Below are 13,583 nucleotides of genomic sequence, written 5' to 3' on the forward strand. Positions count from 1 at the left end.
AGTGGTGGGGGATGCGGATGGCAGGCACAACGCTGGGAAAGCTGGCATCGCTGCGCTGCGCGGCGGGATACACGCAGGTGACCTTCGTCGCGGCCTTCGCCCGCGAGGCTGCCCGACTGCGCATCGACGCCTCGGTGAGCGTCCGCCAGCTCCGTCGGTGGGAGAGCGAGTCGCCGCCGCCGTTACCGCACCCGAGTCAACAGGCCGTGTTGGAGGCGATGTTCGGTCTACCGCTTGCCGAGATGGGATTCGATGTCCCTTCGCATCGCTATTCGACCGTCGAGAGGATCGGCGACGATGGAGAGGTGAAACGTCGATCGTTCGTCACGGGGCCGGGTGCGATCGCGGCGGCGGCGGTTCTCCCGAGCGGGCAAGGGCCGCGTGTCGGTGCGAGTGAGGTGGCGGCGTTCCGCGCACGGCTGGCCGATCTTTACACCGTCGACCACCGGTCGGGCGGAATTCCCGCGAAGGCGCGTGCCACGCAGCTGGAGCAGGAGATCACGCGCGTGCTCAACAGCAGCGTCTACATGAGCAGAGTGGGCCGTGATCTTCACACCATGCTCTGTGAACTCGCTTGTCACCGCGCCTGGTTCGGATACGACGGTGGGCCTCCTGAACAGGCTCGCGCCGCCTGTATGGAGGCGATGACGGCCGCACAGCTCATCGACGAACCCCTCTTGCAGGTTCGCGCGCTCAATACGCTTTCCCTGCTCTCCGCCGATACAGGTCGCATGTGGGAGGCGGCATCGGCTGTCGAGAACGCGTACAGCCTTGCCCGCCGGGCAGGCGCGGGTGCCACGGTGCATTTGGTGATCTCACTGCGCGAGGCCAGTGCGGCGACGCATGCGGGCGACTCGGCCAGTGCAGGCCGTGCGCTGAGCCGAGCCGTTTCCTACCAGGGGCGTACGGATACGGACACGGACGTACCGAGGTGGGCGCGGTTCGCTGGTCCTGTCGAGGTGGATTACGCGACGGCGGCCTACTACACCGGGAAAGGACAGCTCACGCGGGCCGTCCCGTTCCTGCGCTCGGCGGTTGTCGGTCTCGGCGGTGGTTACACCCGCAACACGGCCTGGTACCGGGCCCGACTCGCGCAGACGCTGTTCGACACGAACGAGGTGGAGGAGGCGTGCCACGAGATGATGGGCGTACTCGACGCTTGTAACGGGGTGTCCTCGGAGAAGTTGCGTCGTCGCCTGCATACATTCGAGCGGATCGCCGTGCGCGCCGATGTTCCCGCTGCGCGAGACACCGTGGAGCGCATCCGCGAGACAACGAGAGGGGGCGACCGATGACGACGCCAGAGACGATCACGGTTGAGCGCATGGATGGTGCCGCTGCGGCGCGGGCTGAGGACGCGTTCACTCTGGTCTATGCCGAGGCGTTCGCCGAACCGCCATACGACAAGACTTCGGACTCAGTTGACGCGAACTTCCGGCGGTTCCGCTCGCAGGTCCGGAAGAAGACCTTCTCAGCAGCACTCGCCCGCACGGGCGACGGTGAGCCGGTCGGCATCGCCTATGGCTATCCGCTGAGCCCGAGCACCGGCTGGTGGAACCGGCTCACCACGCCCGTGGACGACGAGCTGCGCCGTGAGGACGGGTGGCGGACGTTCGGGCTGATGGAGCTCGCCGTACGGGCCCCGTGGCGCCGTCTGGGGGTGGCGCGCCGGATGCACGAGGCGGTGCTCGCCGACACCATGGTGGAGCGCGCGCTGCTCAACGCGCGGCCGGACGTCGGGGCCGCGCAGGCCGCGTACCGGTCGTGGGGGTACCGCAAGGTGGGGGAGGCCCGCCCGTGGGAGGGCGCGGTGCTGCATGACGTGATGGTGCTCGACCTACGCGGATCGGGCGGGTAGCCGCGGGACGGCGGGAGGGGGCGGGGTCGCAGGGGTGGTGTCCTGGACGCTTACGTGTATTTGTGGCGCCGATCTCCGGCCCACGCAAGCCCCCGGCCAATGGCGCCGTAAATATACGGTCCAGGGCGCCGCCCCGGAGGCCCCGCCCCCGGCACCACCCACGCACCCCGGCGCACCACCCACGCACCCGCACCCCGCGGACCCCGCGGACCCCGCGGACCCCGCGGACCCCGCGGACCCCGCGGACCCCGCGGACCCCGCGGAACCCTCAGGCCAGCACGTCCCGCCACGTGTCCGTCAGCGCCGTCGACACGTCGTACGCGGCGATGGGCGCGCCATGCGGGGCCGTGGTGCGGCGGGCGGCGAGGCCGTGGAGGTAGGCGCCGACCGAGGCCGCGTCGCGGGCGGGGAGGCCCGTGGCGAGCAGGGAGCCGATCAGGCCGGACAGCACATCGCCGCTGCCCGCCGTGGCCAGCCAGCCGACGCCGGTGGGGTTGACGCGTACCGGCTGGTGCTCGGCGGCGATCAGCGTGGTCGACCCCTTCAGCAGCACGGTCGCGCCGTAGCGCTCGGACAGTGCCCGTACGGCGGCCAGCCGGCCCGCCTCGACCTCCTCGCGGCTCACGCCGAGCAGCGCCGCCGCCTCGCCCGCATGTGGGGTGAGGACCGTGGCCGCCTCGCGTTTGCGCAGGTCACTGTCGGTGGGCAGCAGATGGAGCCCATCGGCGTCGACCAGGACCGGGACATCGGAGGCGAGGACGTCCTCCAGGGAGTGCCGGGCCGCCGCGCCGTCGCCGAGGCCGGGGCCGACGACCCACGACTGGACCCGGCCCGCCTTGGCCGGGGGCCCGGAGTGGACGAGGGTCTCGGGGAAGCGCGCGATGACGGTGTCGGCCCCGGGGCCGACGTAGCGCACGGCCCCCGCACCGCCTCGCAGCGCGCCCGAGACGGCCAGCACGGCCGCGCCCGGGTAGCGGGCGGAGCCCGCGACCACGCCCACCACGCCGCGCCGGTACTTGTCGCTCTCCGCCGAGGGCCTGGGCAGCAGCGCCGCCACGTCCTCGTGCTGCAGCGCCGCCACGTCGGGGTCGGCCGGGAGGTGCGCGTCCAGGCCGATGTCGACCAGCCGCAGGGCGCCCGCGTGGGTGCGGGCGGGGTCGATGAGCAGCCCCGGCTTGTACGTGCCGAAGGTGATCGTGGCGTCCGCGCGTACGGCGGAGCCGCGCACCTCGCCCGTGTCGGCGTCGACCCCGCTGGGCAGGTCCACGGCGACGAGGGTGCCGCGCACCGCCCGGACCAGCCGCTCCGCGTCGGGCCGCAGCCCGCCCTTGCCGCCGATGCCGACGATGCCGTCGACGACGAGATCGGCGCGGGCGACGATCGCCTCGGCGTCACCGGTCGCCTCGCCTCCGCCGCCAACGGCGGCCACCCGCCCGCCCGCCGCCCGCAAGGCGGCGAGGCCGCCCCCGTGCGCCCGGTCGGGGTTGAGCAGTACCGCCGTGACGCCCGCGCCGCGGCGGGCCAGGCGGGCGCCCGCGTAGAGCGCGTCGCCGCCGTTGTCGCCGCTGCCGACGAGCAGGGCCACCCGGGAGCCGTACACCCGGCCCAGCAGATCGGCGCACGCGGCCGCGAGTCCCGCCGCCGCGCGCTGCATGAGTGCTCCTTCGGGCAGCCGTGCCATCAGCTCGCGCTCGGCGGCCCGTACGGTCTCGACGCTGTAGGCAATCCTCATGCCCATAGTCTCCCGAACTGAGGGCACTCCTTGCGTGGAAGCGAGGCACTCCGTGCGTAGATGCGCAGAAGCGCAGAAGCACACACTCCGGTCGGGGGACGGGCCTGAGAGACTGACGGAGATGGACGAGACACCGATGCGCGCCCGTGCTGTGGTCGATCTGGCCGCCCTACGGGCCAACGTGAGGGCGCTGCGCGCCGCGGCACCCACGGCCGAGCTGATGACCGTGGTCAAGTCGGACGCCTATGGCCACGGCATGGTCCCGTGCGCGCGCGCCGCCCGCGCGGCGGGCGCTGACTGGCTGGGCGCGGCCACGCCGGAGGAGGCGTTCGCGCTGCGGGCGGCGGGGGACACGGGTCGGCTGATGTGCTGGCTGTGGACGCCCGGCGGCCCCTGGCGGCGGGCCGTCGAGGCGGACATCGACGTCTCGGCCAGCGGGCTGTGGGCGCTGCGCGAGGCCGTCGCCGCGGCCCGCGCGTGCGGACGTACCGCGCGGCTGCACCTGAAGGCGGACACCGGGCTCGGCCGCAACGGCTGCCAGCCCGCCGACTGGCCCGCCCTGGTCGCCGAGGCCCGCGCCGCCGAGGCGGAAGGGGCCATCCGGGTGACGGGGCTGTGGTCCCACTTCGCGTGTGCGGACGAGCCGGGCCATCCGTCCATCGCCGCCCAGCTGTCGGTCTTCCGCGAGATGGTGGCGCACGCCGAACAGGCGGGGCTGCGGCCGGAGGTGCGCCACATCGCCAACTCACCGGCGACCCTGACCGTGCCCGAGTCGCACTTCGACCTCGTCCGGACCGGCATCTCCACCTATGGCATCTGCCCGAGCCCCGAACTCGGCACGGCCGCCGACTTCGGACTGCGCCCGGTAATGACGCTGTCCGCCGCGCTCGCCTCCGTGAAGCGGGTGCCGGGCGGGCACGGCGTCTCCTACGGGCACCGCTATGTGACCCCCGGCGAGACGACCCTCGCGCTGGTGCCCGTCGGCTACGGGGACGGCATCCCGCGCCATGCCTCGGGCACCGGCCCGGTACTGGTCGCGGGAAAGTGGCGGACCATCGCGGGCACGGTCGCCATGGACCAGTTCGTTGTGGATCTGGGCGGCGACACCGCCGCCCCGGGGGACGAGGCGGTGCTGTTCGGTCCGGGGGACCGGGGCGAGCCGACCGTCGAGGACTGGGCGCGGGCCGTGGGCTCGATCGGCTACGAGATCGTGACCAGGATCTCGGCCCGTATTCCCCGCGTTTATGTAGGTGAGGACGGGGGCACAGGGAACTGACCATGGGCGACGAGACCACGGCCGTCAGCACGGCAGAGATGGCGACACGAGTCGCGGCGGGGGCCACAGCCGTGAGCTGGCGCCGGGGTGCCGGATTCGCGGGTGCCGCGATCGGTGTGCTGGCGGCGGGGGCGGCGGCGGGTGTCGCGCTCGAGCGGCTGACGGTCGGCCGCGGCGTACGGCGCAAGGCGCGGCTGGCCCTGGACGCCGAGGGCCCGTACGGCACGCTGCGCGGCACCCCGGGGACGGCGGTCGCCGACGACGGCACCGAGATCTACTACGAGGTCGAGGAGATGCGGGAGAACGCCGCCGCGCCCTCGCCCCGGCGCAAGCGGCGGTTCGGGCGCCGCGCCCCCACCCCCGTCACCATGATCTTCAGCCATGGCTACTGCCTGGCCCAGGACTCCTGGCACTTCCAGCGCTCCGCGCTGCCCGGGGTGGTCCGCACCGTCTACTGGGACCAGCGCTGCCACGGCCGCTCGGCGCGCGGCTGCGCCCAGGCGGACGGCGAGGCGATCAGCATCGACCAGCTCGGCCGCGATCTGAAGACGGTGATCGACGCGACGGCGCCCGAGGGGCCGCTGGTGCTCGTCGGCCACTCCATGGGCGGCATGACGATGATGGCGCTGGCCGCGCAGTATCCCGACCTGATCCGCGAGCGCGTGATCGGCGCGGCCTTCATCAGCACCTCGGCTGGCCGGCTGGGCGAGGTCAGCTTCGGCCTCCCGGTGGTCGGGGTGAACGCGGTGCGGCGGGTGCTGCCCGGGTTGCTGAAGGCGCTGGGCTGGCAGGCCGACCTGGTCGAGCGGGGGCGGCGGGCGACCGCGGACTTGTTCGCGGGGCTGATCAAGCGCTATTCGTTCGGCTCGAAGGATGTGGACCCGGGGGTCGCGCGGTTCGCCGAGCGGCTGATCGAGGCCACGCCGATCGATGTGGTCGCGGAGTTCTACCCGGCGTTCATCGCCCACGACAAGGCGGCCGCGCTGCCGCACTTCGACGGCCTGCCGGTGCTGGTGCTCGCGGGCGACAAGGACCTGATCACCCCGATGGAACACAGCGAGGCAATCGCGGAACTGCTTCCGGGCGCCGAGCTGGTGATCCTCGAGGAGGCCGGACACCTGGTGATCCTCGAGCACCCGGAGGTGGTCAACGGCCACCTGACGGAGTTGCTCATCCGGTCGGTGGACGGGGTCGGCGACCGGGCGCGGCGGGGCGTGACGGGCTGACGGACGGTACCCCCCTGCCCGGCCGTTCCGGCGGCCCGGCCGGGGCGTTCGGGGTGGCCGCACGCTGGTCCGCGGCGGGCTTTTCGGGCCCGTACCATCGGCGAGTATGGACGTAGGCACGCGCATCACCGTCACCTCTCCCGACCAGATGCGGGACCTGGGCCGCAGACTCGCCAAGCTGCTGCGCCCCGGCGATCTGGTGCTGCTCACCGGTGAACTCGGCGCGGGCAAGACGACCCTGACGCGGGGCCTCGGCGAGGGCCTCGGCGTCCGGGGCGCCGTCACCTCGCCCACCTTCGTGATCGCCCGGGTGCACCCCTCGCTGGGCGACGGCCCGCCGCTGGTCCATGTCGACGCCTACCGGCTGAACGGCGGCCTCGACGAGATGGAGGACCTGGACCTCGATGTCTCCCTGCCCGATTCGGTGGTGGCCGTGGAGTGGGGCGAGGGCAAGGTCGAGGAGCTGGCGGAGGACCGGCTGCATGTGGTGATCCAGCGGACGGTGGGCAGCGACATGGCCGTCACGGACACGATGGCCGCCGACGTGGACGACGTACGGGACGTGGTGGTGACGGGCGTGGGCACCCGCTGGGCGGGGGAGGACCTGGCGTCGCTCGCGGGGTAGTGCGGCGGGCCGGCGCCGCCGGGTGGCGCTACCCGGTCAAACGGTCAAGCCGCTGGTAGAGCTCGCGTGCAGATGCCGCGTAGTTTCCGACAAGCCGTCGGCATGCTGTTGCATTCCGGGCATCACCCGTGGTCACATGGGGGGAGGAAGCGTGGGTTAGGTCTACCTAACTCCGCTCGACTGCCCCAGGACCCTCAGGAGGCATCCATGTCGGCCCACGACCCTGTGGCCGGGACCGGCGCCGCGCGCGACGACCGGTCACCGTCGATGTCGGAGCTCCTGGCGGCGTGTGCGGCGGCGAGCGCGGTCTCGACGCCTCCGCGGCCGGCCGAGGAGGAGACGTCGGCGTCCGTCGAGCCCGAGGCGGATGACGAGGAGCGGGACGCGGCGTAGCCGCGCAGGGCTACGTCATTCGGGTGCGTCATCCGGCTACGCCATTCGGGTGCGTCATCCAGGTGCGTAATCCCGCTGCGTCATCCAGGTCTGACCCGGCCGGGTCCGCTAGGGGACGACGATCACCTTCATGTCGACCTGAGCGAACTCCCACATCGCCGTACCGTCCGCCCGGCTTTCCCGGACGGCTCCGGTCCGCTTGCGCGCGTTCGGGTCCGGCATCGACCCGTCCACGGCCGCGCTGAATCCGAACACGACGCCCCCTTCCGAGTGGAAGACGACGACGTGCTCGACCTGCACTCCGTCCGATCCGACCCCGCCCTTGTTGCGCGAGGTCACCGTGTAGGTCCCCGGGTTGGGGCTGGCCGGGCTGGGGCCCACCTCGAAGGTGCGGCTCGCCTTGCCGTCGGCGCCGACCAGCCAGACCCGCTTGTCGCCGAGGGCGTAGACGACCCGTACGCCGCTGCCGGAGCGGGCGGGAAGGGCGGTGGACTTCTTCTTCGACCCCGCGTCGTCCTTGTCCTTCTTCTTGGACTCGGCGGAGTGCGACCCCGGCCGGGCCTGGGTCGGATGGTCGGGCGCGGTCGCGGCGGCCTGGTAGCCGAGGAACCCGACGACGCCCAGTGCGGCGGCGGTGAGTACGGCCACAGCTGGCCCGGTACTGCTCCTTGGCACGGCGGCTTCCCTCTCCTGCGGTCAGTACGTGCTGACGGCCCGTACACACTTACGGTGACGGTAGCACCGGCGCCCGCCGCCCGGCCGCGCTCCGGGCGTCCGGTGGCCGAGCTGTTCCACCGTCGGTACGAAAGCGCGTACCGAGGCCGGTACGAGAGGCGGTACCGGCTTCGGTTCCAGGGCCGGTACCGAGGCCGGTACGGAAGAACGACCTCCCGGCGCGCCGTAGGCTGTTCTCGTGCTGTTGCTCGCTCTTGATACCGCCACCCCCGCCGTGACCGTCGCCCTGCACGACGGCTCCGCAGTGCTCGCCGAGTCCGCCGACGTGGACGCCCGGCGCCACGGCGAGCTCCTGCTGCCCGCCGTGCACCGGACGCTGAAAGCCGCGGGCACCGAGCTGGGCGCGGTGACGGAGATCGTCGTCGGCGCCGGCCCCGGCCCGTACACCGGACTGCGCGTGGGCCTGGTGACCGCGGCCACCTTCGGGTCGGCGCTCGGCGTCCCCGTCCACGGGCTGTGCACGCTGGACGGGATCGCGTACGCCGCCGGGCAGGCCGGTCTGGAAGGCCCCTTCGTCGTGGCCACGGACGCGCGGCGCAAGGAGGTCTACTGGGCGCGTTACGACGACGCCCGCACCCGCGTCACCGAGCCCGCCGTCGACCACCCCGCCGATCTCGCCGAGCGGGTGGCCGGGCTGCCCGCGGTCGGCGCGGGCGCGCTGCTCTATCCGGCGGCCTTCGCCGACGTACCGCCCGGGATGCCGGAGCACCAGTCGGCCGGGGCGCTCGCCTCGCTCGCCGTCGAGAAGCTGGCGCGCGGCGAGGAGCTGCCGCCGCCCCGGCCGCTGTATCTGCGCCGCCCCGATGCGAAGGTGCCCGCCAACTACAAGGTGGTCACCCCGAGGTGACCGGCACCGGCACGACCGTGACCCTGCGCGAGATGCGCTGGTGGGACCTGGAGCGGGTGATGGAGCTCGAGGAGGAGCTGTTCCCCGAGGACGCCTGGTCGCGGGGGATGTTCTGGTCCGAGCTCGCCCATGCCCGGGGCGGGGACGCCACCCGTCACTATGTGGTGGCGGAGGACGGGCCCCGGCTGGTCGGGTACGCCGGGCTCGCGGTCGTCGACCGCACCGGCGACGTCCAGACCATCGCCGCCGCCCGCGACCAATGGGGCACCGGCCTCGGCGCCCGCCTCCTCACCGACCTCCTTACGGCCGCCACCGCCTTCGAGTGCCGTGAGGTACTGCTGGAGGTGCGGGTGGACAACGCTCGCGCCCAGCGGCTGTACGAGCGCTTCGGCTTCGAACCCATCGGCATACGCAAGGGGTACTACCAGCCCGGCAATGTGGACGCCCTGGTCATGCGGCTGGCCGACCCGGCGACGGCGAGCGCGGCGACGGCGAGTGCGGCGACGGTGAGCGCCGCGACGACCGCGAACGGCGAGCCCGGCGAGCCCATCGAACCCACGGCGGCGAACACGGCATCCACCGCGCACACAGCGAACCCCGCGACCTCAGTACAAGGAACCGAGACCCATGGCTGACGAACCCCTCGTCCTCGGCATCGAGACCTCCTGCGACGAGACCGGCGTCGGCATCGTCCGCGGCCACACCCTCCTCGCCGACGCCGTCGCCTCCAGCGTGGACGAGCACGCCCGCTTCGGCGGGGTCGTCCCGGAGGTCGCCAGCCGCGCCCATCTGGAGGCGATGGTCCCCACGATCCAGCGCGCGCTGAAGGAGGCCGGGGTCGCCGCCTCCGACCTCGACGGCATCGCCGTCACCGCGGGCCCCGGGCTCGCGGGCGCGCTGCTGGTCGGCGTCTCGGCCGCCAAGGCGTACGCCTACGCCCTCGGCAAGCCGCTCTACGGCGTCAACCACCTCGCCTCCCACATCTGTGTCGACCAGTTGGAGCACGGTCCGCTGCCCGAGCCGACGATGGCGCTGCTGGTGAGCGGCGGCCACTCCTCGCTGCTCCTCGCGCCCGACATCACCGCCGACGTCCGCCCGCTCGGCTCGACCATCGACGACGCGGCGGGCGAGGCGTTCGACAAGATCGCCCGGGTGCTGAACCTGGGCTTCCCCGGCGGCCCCGTCATCGACCGCATCGCCCGCGAGGGCGACCCGGCCGCGATCGCCTTCCCGCGCGGGCTGACCGGCCCGCGGGACGCCGCGTACGACTTCTCCTTCTCCGGGCTGAAGACCGCCGTCGCCCGCTGGATCGAGGCGAAGCGGGCGGCGGGCGAGGAGGTCCCGATCGCCGATGTCTCGGCCTCCTTCCAGGAGGCGGTCGTGGACGTGCTGACCCGTAAGGCCGTTCGCGCCTGCAAGGACGAGGGCGTGGAGCACCTGATGATCGGCGGCGGCGTCGCCGCCAACTCCCGGCTGCGGGCGATGGCCGAACGCCGCTGCGAGGACGCGGGCCTCACCCTGCGGGTGCCGCGGCCGAAGCTGTGCACGGACAACGGGGCGATGGTGGCTGCGCTCGGCGCGGAGATGGTGGCGCGGGGGCGGTCGGCCTCGGCGTGGGACCTGTCGGCCGACTCGTCCCTCCCGGTGACCGACCCCCACGTCCCCGACCCGGACGCGCACTCCCACGCCCACTCTCACTCTCACTCCCACGACCATGTGCACGAGCTGAGCCGGAAGAACCTGTACGCATGACCGTCGCGTTGATGTGGGAAGCCCGAGCCGTGGCCGGAAAGGGCGCGGAACTCCTGACCTGGGCCACCCATCAGCCCCTCGACCCGCCCCCGCTCCGCCGCGAAACCTTCCGCGCACCCGAGGACCGCGTCCTGGTCATCACCTGGTGGGACGGCGCCTACGACACCCAGGGCCTGCCGGAACTCCCCGAGCCGGGGGAGGACTTGGTGCGGCGTGCGGTCCACCGCTGGCGCTTCGAGACGGTAGCGGACGGGGGCTAGGGGGCGTCCGGCGACTCTTGACGCCTGCGGCGGGCTGCTCCCCTCCCCGCCCCTTCCCGAAACTAGGACCCCGCCCCAGACCCCGGGCCGGGACTCCGCCTCAGGCCTCGGGCCGGGGCTTCGCCCCAGACTCCGGGTCGGGGTTCCGCCTCAGGCCTCGGGCCGGGGTTCCGCCTGGGACTCCGGGCCGGGGCTCCGCCCCAGACCTCGGGCCGGGGCCCTGCCTCAGACTCCGGGCCGGGGCTTCGCCTCGGACCTCGGGCTGGGGCTTCGCCTCAGACTCCGGGTCCTGCCCTGCCCCAGCCCTCGGACCCCGGGCCGGGGCCCTGCCTCAGGCCTCGGGCCGGGGCCACGCCTCGGGCCTCGGGCCGGGGTTCCGCCTGGGACTCCGGGCCGGGGTTCTGCCTCGGACCTCGGGCCGGGGCCCTGCCTCAGACTCCGGGCCGGGGCTTCGCCTCGGACCTCGGGCTGGGGCTTCGCCTCAGACTCCGGGTCCTGCCCTGCCCCAGCCCTCGGACCCCGGGCCGGGGCCCTGCCTCAGGCCTCGGGCCGGGGCCACGCCTCGGGCCTCGGGTCGGGGTTCCGCCTCGGGCCTCGGGCCGGGGCTTCGCCCCAGACCCCGGGTCGGGGTTCCGCCTCGGGCCTCGGGCCGGGGCTTCGCCCCAGACCCCGGGCCGGGGCCCCGCCCCAGACCCCGGGGGCCAGGGGTGGAATCCCTGGTATCGGGAAGGGGCGGGGAGGGGAAAGACCCGCCGGACGCCCCGTAGCGGTACGGCGCTGGGCCGTGCCGTTACCGCAGGGCCTCGGCCAGATCGGCCAGGTGCCGGGAGACCGGGCCCAGGGTGAGCAGCCCGCTGCCCGCTCCGGCCAGCTCGGCCGCCGCCGGGGCCAGCGCGGTGTGGGCGCGCGCGATCGTCTCCCGGTCGCCGATGGCGATGGCCGCCCGCCCGGTGAGACACCACAGGGCCTCCAGCAGCAGATCGCGGGGCGGCTCCGGGACTTTGCGCAGCGCCGCCGCGGCCTCGGCGCGGCGGTCCTGGGCCAGCAGCACCAGCGGGCGGGCCCAGGGCCCGTACGGCCCCCAGTCGAGGTCCGCGCCGGTCGGGGCGGGCCGCCCCCGCTCAACGCGCAGACAGAGCAGCGCGAGCGGCGGCAGGCCGCGCTCCAGGCCGGGCATCCCGGAGCCGTCCAGCCGCGCGGCGGCGTCCCGGTAGGCCGCCTCGACCACCGCCTCGTCCGCGGCCTGGACCACCGCCCCGTCCGCGGCCTCGTCCGCCCGTCCCGTCGCGGCCAGCCGCAGGGCCCGGTACCACGCGGTGAACACCCCCACCAGCGGCCGCTCATGGCGCTCACCCAGCCGCTCGGCGGCGGCCGCGTGCCGGTCGGCCGCCGCGAAGTCGCCGAGCGCGCTGCGGGCCTGGAGCCGGATGAGATGGCCGAGCACCTCGAAGGCGACCAGCCCGTGCCGCGCCGCAAGGGCGATCAGCTCGGCCCCGGTCGCGTCCCGGCGCGGCGCCAGCCCCGCGCGCTCGAAGCTCTGCATGAAGACGCCGTTCAGCGCGAACGCCAGCAGCCCGGGATCGTCCAGCCGCCGAGCGATCTCCTCAGCCTGCCGAGCCGCCTGTCGCCCCCGCTCGGACCGCCCACCCCGCGACTCCACGGCGATCGTCGCCAACAACCGGGCCCGAATCGCGTCATGGCCGCCCGGCCCGGAGCCGGCCGCGAGCGCGGTCAACGTGCGTTCGGCCGCGGCCACGATCGATGCCGCCTGTTCGGGGTCGTCCAGGCGGGTCCAGATCGCGGGGACGTCGTAGGCGCCGATGACGCGGGCGGTCAGTTCGGGGTCGCCCAGTTCTTCCGCCGCCGCGACGGCCGCCACGCGCTGTTGGCGGGCCGTCAGCAGGCCGCCGCCACCGGTCATCGAGAGGTCGCGGAGCAGGGCGGCCGTCGACTCCAGGCGGGTCCGGGCGCCGGAGGCCACGGTGCGGTCGTATGCGGCGGTCGCGTCCGCCCACACCTGGGCCGCCGCGCCGCCCCGCGCCGCGGCGGGGTCGAGGTGGGGCGCCTGGCCGAGGATGTCCGTCTCCAGACGGCGCAGTTCCGGGCCGGGGTCCACGCCCAGCTGCTCGACCAGCAGGGCGCGGGCCCGGCGCAGTACCGCCAGCGCGTCGCCCTGGCGGCCGGTGCGGTACAGCGCGAGTGCCAGCGCCCGCCAGGCGCCCTCGCGCCAGGGGTGCTCGGCCAGATGCGCCTCCAGGTCCGGCACCGCCTCGGCGGCCCGGCCCAGCGCCAGCCGGGCCTCCGCCTGCCGCTCTACGGTGTGCAGTCGCAGCTCCGCCAGCCGGGAGCGCTCGCCCCGGGCCCAGCCCTCGTCGGCGAACTCCGCGTACGCGGGTCCGCGCCATCGGCTCAGCGCCTTCTCCAGCCGGGGCAGCGCGCCGTCCGGCGGCAGGGTCGTGGCGGCGGCCACGTCCTGTTCGAAGCGCCAGGCGTCCACCGCGTCCGGGTCGGCCCGCAGCGCGTACCCGGGGCCCTCGGTGACCAGCAGCCGGGCCGGGGTGCGCGGTGGGCGCTGCGGCTCCAGCGCGCGGCGCAGCGCGGCCACGAACGTACGCACCGCGCCCACCGCGCCCGGTGGCGGCTCCGTCCACAGATCCTCGATCAGCCGGGAGACGGGTACGACGCGGCGGCGGGCGATGATCAGCCGGGCCAGCACCGCGCGGTGCCGTGGCCCCTTGAGCGCGATCGCGCGCCCGTCGGCGTCCGCGTCCCAGGCCACCACCGGCCCCAGCACCCCGAAACCGACCCGCATGCGGTCACGGTAGCTCGCCGCTGATCGGATGCTCATCCGCACCAGGCAGGCTGACAGCCATCTCGTC

General features: G+C 74.2%; 13 protein-coding genes. 10 read left to right on the top strand and 3 right to left on the bottom strand.

The window, feature by feature from the left end; all coding sequences use genetic code 11:
* Positions 1–17 precede the first annotated feature (17 nt).
* Both J2Z30_RS15585 and J2Z30_RS15590 read left to right on the top strand, forming a co-directional pair.
* Complete coding sequence (locus J2Z30_RS15585) at positions 18–1,295, top strand: NsdA family TPR-like regulatory protein (RefSeq protein ID WP_044581582.1); 1,278 nt, start codon at positions 18–20, stop codon at positions 1,293–1,295.
* Entirely contained in the window at positions 1,292–1,858 is a 567-nt protein-coding gene (locus J2Z30_RS15590; protein WP_044571611.1) for a GNAT family N-acetyltransferase, read from the top strand. The genes J2Z30_RS15585 and J2Z30_RS15590 overlap by 4 nt, the downstream gene beginning before the upstream one ends.
* Before the next feature lie 268 nt (positions 1,859–2,126).
* Here J2Z30_RS15590 and J2Z30_RS15595 read toward each other — a convergent pair whose 3' ends face one another.
* Positions 2,127–3,590 carry a bifunctional ADP-dependent NAD(P)H-hydrate dehydratase/NAD(P)H-hydrate epimerase gene (locus tag J2Z30_RS15595; RefSeq protein ID WP_044571610.1) on the bottom strand — a complete coding sequence of 488 codons (1,464 nt, stop codon included), beginning with the start codon at positions 3,588–3,590 and terminating at the stop codon, positions 2,127–2,129.
* Between the two features lie 121 nt (positions 3,591–3,711).
* On the opposite strand from J2Z30_RS15595, the gene alr reads away from it, so the two are divergent.
* The 4 genes from alr to J2Z30_RS15615 all read left to right on the top strand — a co-directional run bounded on the left by alr (position 3,712) and on the right by J2Z30_RS15615 (position 7,110).
* Positions 3,712–4,866, top strand: a complete 1,155-nt coding sequence (gene alr, locus J2Z30_RS15600) for an alanine racemase (RefSeq protein WP_044571605.1) — start codon at positions 3,712–3,714, stop codon at positions 4,864–4,866.
* Between the two features lie 2 nt (positions 4,867–4,868).
* Positions 4,869–6,092 carry an alpha/beta fold hydrolase gene (locus J2Z30_RS15605; RefSeq protein WP_044571601.1) on the top strand — a complete coding sequence of 408 codons (1,224 nt, stop codon included), beginning with the start codon at positions 4,869–4,871 and terminating at the stop codon, positions 6,090–6,092.
* A 106-nt stretch (positions 6,093–6,198) separates the two neighbouring features.
* A complete protein-coding gene (gene tsaE / locus J2Z30_RS15610) occupies positions 6,199–6,717 on the top strand; it encodes a tRNA (adenosine(37)-N6)-threonylcarbamoyltransferase complex ATPase subunit type 1 TsaE (protein ID WP_044571599.1) in 519 nt (172 codons plus the stop codon).
* A 207-nt stretch (positions 6,718–6,924) separates the two neighbouring features.
* Positions 6,925–7,110 (top strand): hypothetical protein, encoded by a 186-nt coding sequence (locus tag J2Z30_RS15615; protein WP_044571597.1) that lies wholly within the window; start codon positions 6,925–6,927, stop codon positions 7,108–7,110.
* Positions 7,111–7,218: 108 nt separating this feature from the next.
* Here J2Z30_RS15615 and J2Z30_RS15620 read toward each other — a convergent pair whose 3' ends face one another.
* Positions 7,219–7,758, bottom strand: a complete 540-nt coding sequence (locus tag J2Z30_RS15620) for a hypothetical protein (protein ID WP_044571595.1) — start codon at positions 7,756–7,758, stop codon at positions 7,219–7,221.
* A gap of 265 nt (positions 7,759–8,023) precedes the next feature.
* Here J2Z30_RS15620 and tsaB point away from each other — a divergent pair, with 265 nt between their 5' ends.
* The 4 genes from tsaB to J2Z30_RS15640 are packed head-to-tail and all read left to right on the top strand — an operon-like array spanning position 8,024 to position 10,704.
* On the top strand, positions 8,024–8,692 hold the full coding sequence (gene tsaB, locus J2Z30_RS15625) for a tRNA (adenosine(37)-N6)-threonylcarbamoyltransferase complex dimerization subunit type 1 TsaB (RefSeq protein WP_044571593.1): 669 nt from the start codon (positions 8,024–8,026) through the stop codon (positions 8,690–8,692).
* A 32-nt stretch (positions 8,693–8,724) separates the two neighbouring features.
* Positions 8,725–9,327, top strand: a complete 603-nt coding sequence (gene rimI, locus J2Z30_RS15630; protein WP_078957332.1) for a ribosomal protein S18-alanine N-acetyltransferase — start codon at positions 8,725–8,727, stop codon at positions 9,325–9,327.
* Positions 9,320–10,444 (top strand): tRNA (adenosine(37)-N6)-threonylcarbamoyltransferase complex transferase subunit TsaD, encoded by a 1,125-nt coding sequence (tsaD, locus tag J2Z30_RS15635; protein ID WP_044571591.1) that lies wholly within the window; start codon positions 9,320–9,322, stop codon positions 10,442–10,444. The genes rimI and tsaD overlap by 8 nt, the downstream gene beginning before the upstream one ends.
* Complete coding sequence (locus J2Z30_RS15640; protein WP_044571589.1) at positions 10,441–10,704, top strand: hypothetical protein; 264 nt, start codon at positions 10,441–10,443, stop codon at positions 10,702–10,704. Before tsaD ends, J2Z30_RS15640 begins: the two co-directional genes overlap by 4 nt.
* A 790-nt stretch (positions 10,705–11,494) precedes the next feature.
* Here the strand turns inward: J2Z30_RS15640 and J2Z30_RS15645 are convergent.
* Positions 11,495–13,516: an AfsR/SARP family transcriptional regulator gene (locus J2Z30_RS15645; protein ID WP_044571587.1), complete on the bottom strand. Its 2,022-nt coding sequence runs from the start codon at positions 13,514–13,516 to the stop codon at positions 11,495–11,497.
* Positions 13,517–13,583 lie beyond the last annotated feature (67 nt).

The sequence above is a fragment of the Streptomyces iranensis genome (genome assembly GCF_017874715.1).
GTDB classification, from domain to species: domain Bacteria; phylum Actinomycetota; class Actinomycetes; order Streptomycetales; family Streptomycetaceae; genus Streptomyces; species Streptomyces iranensis.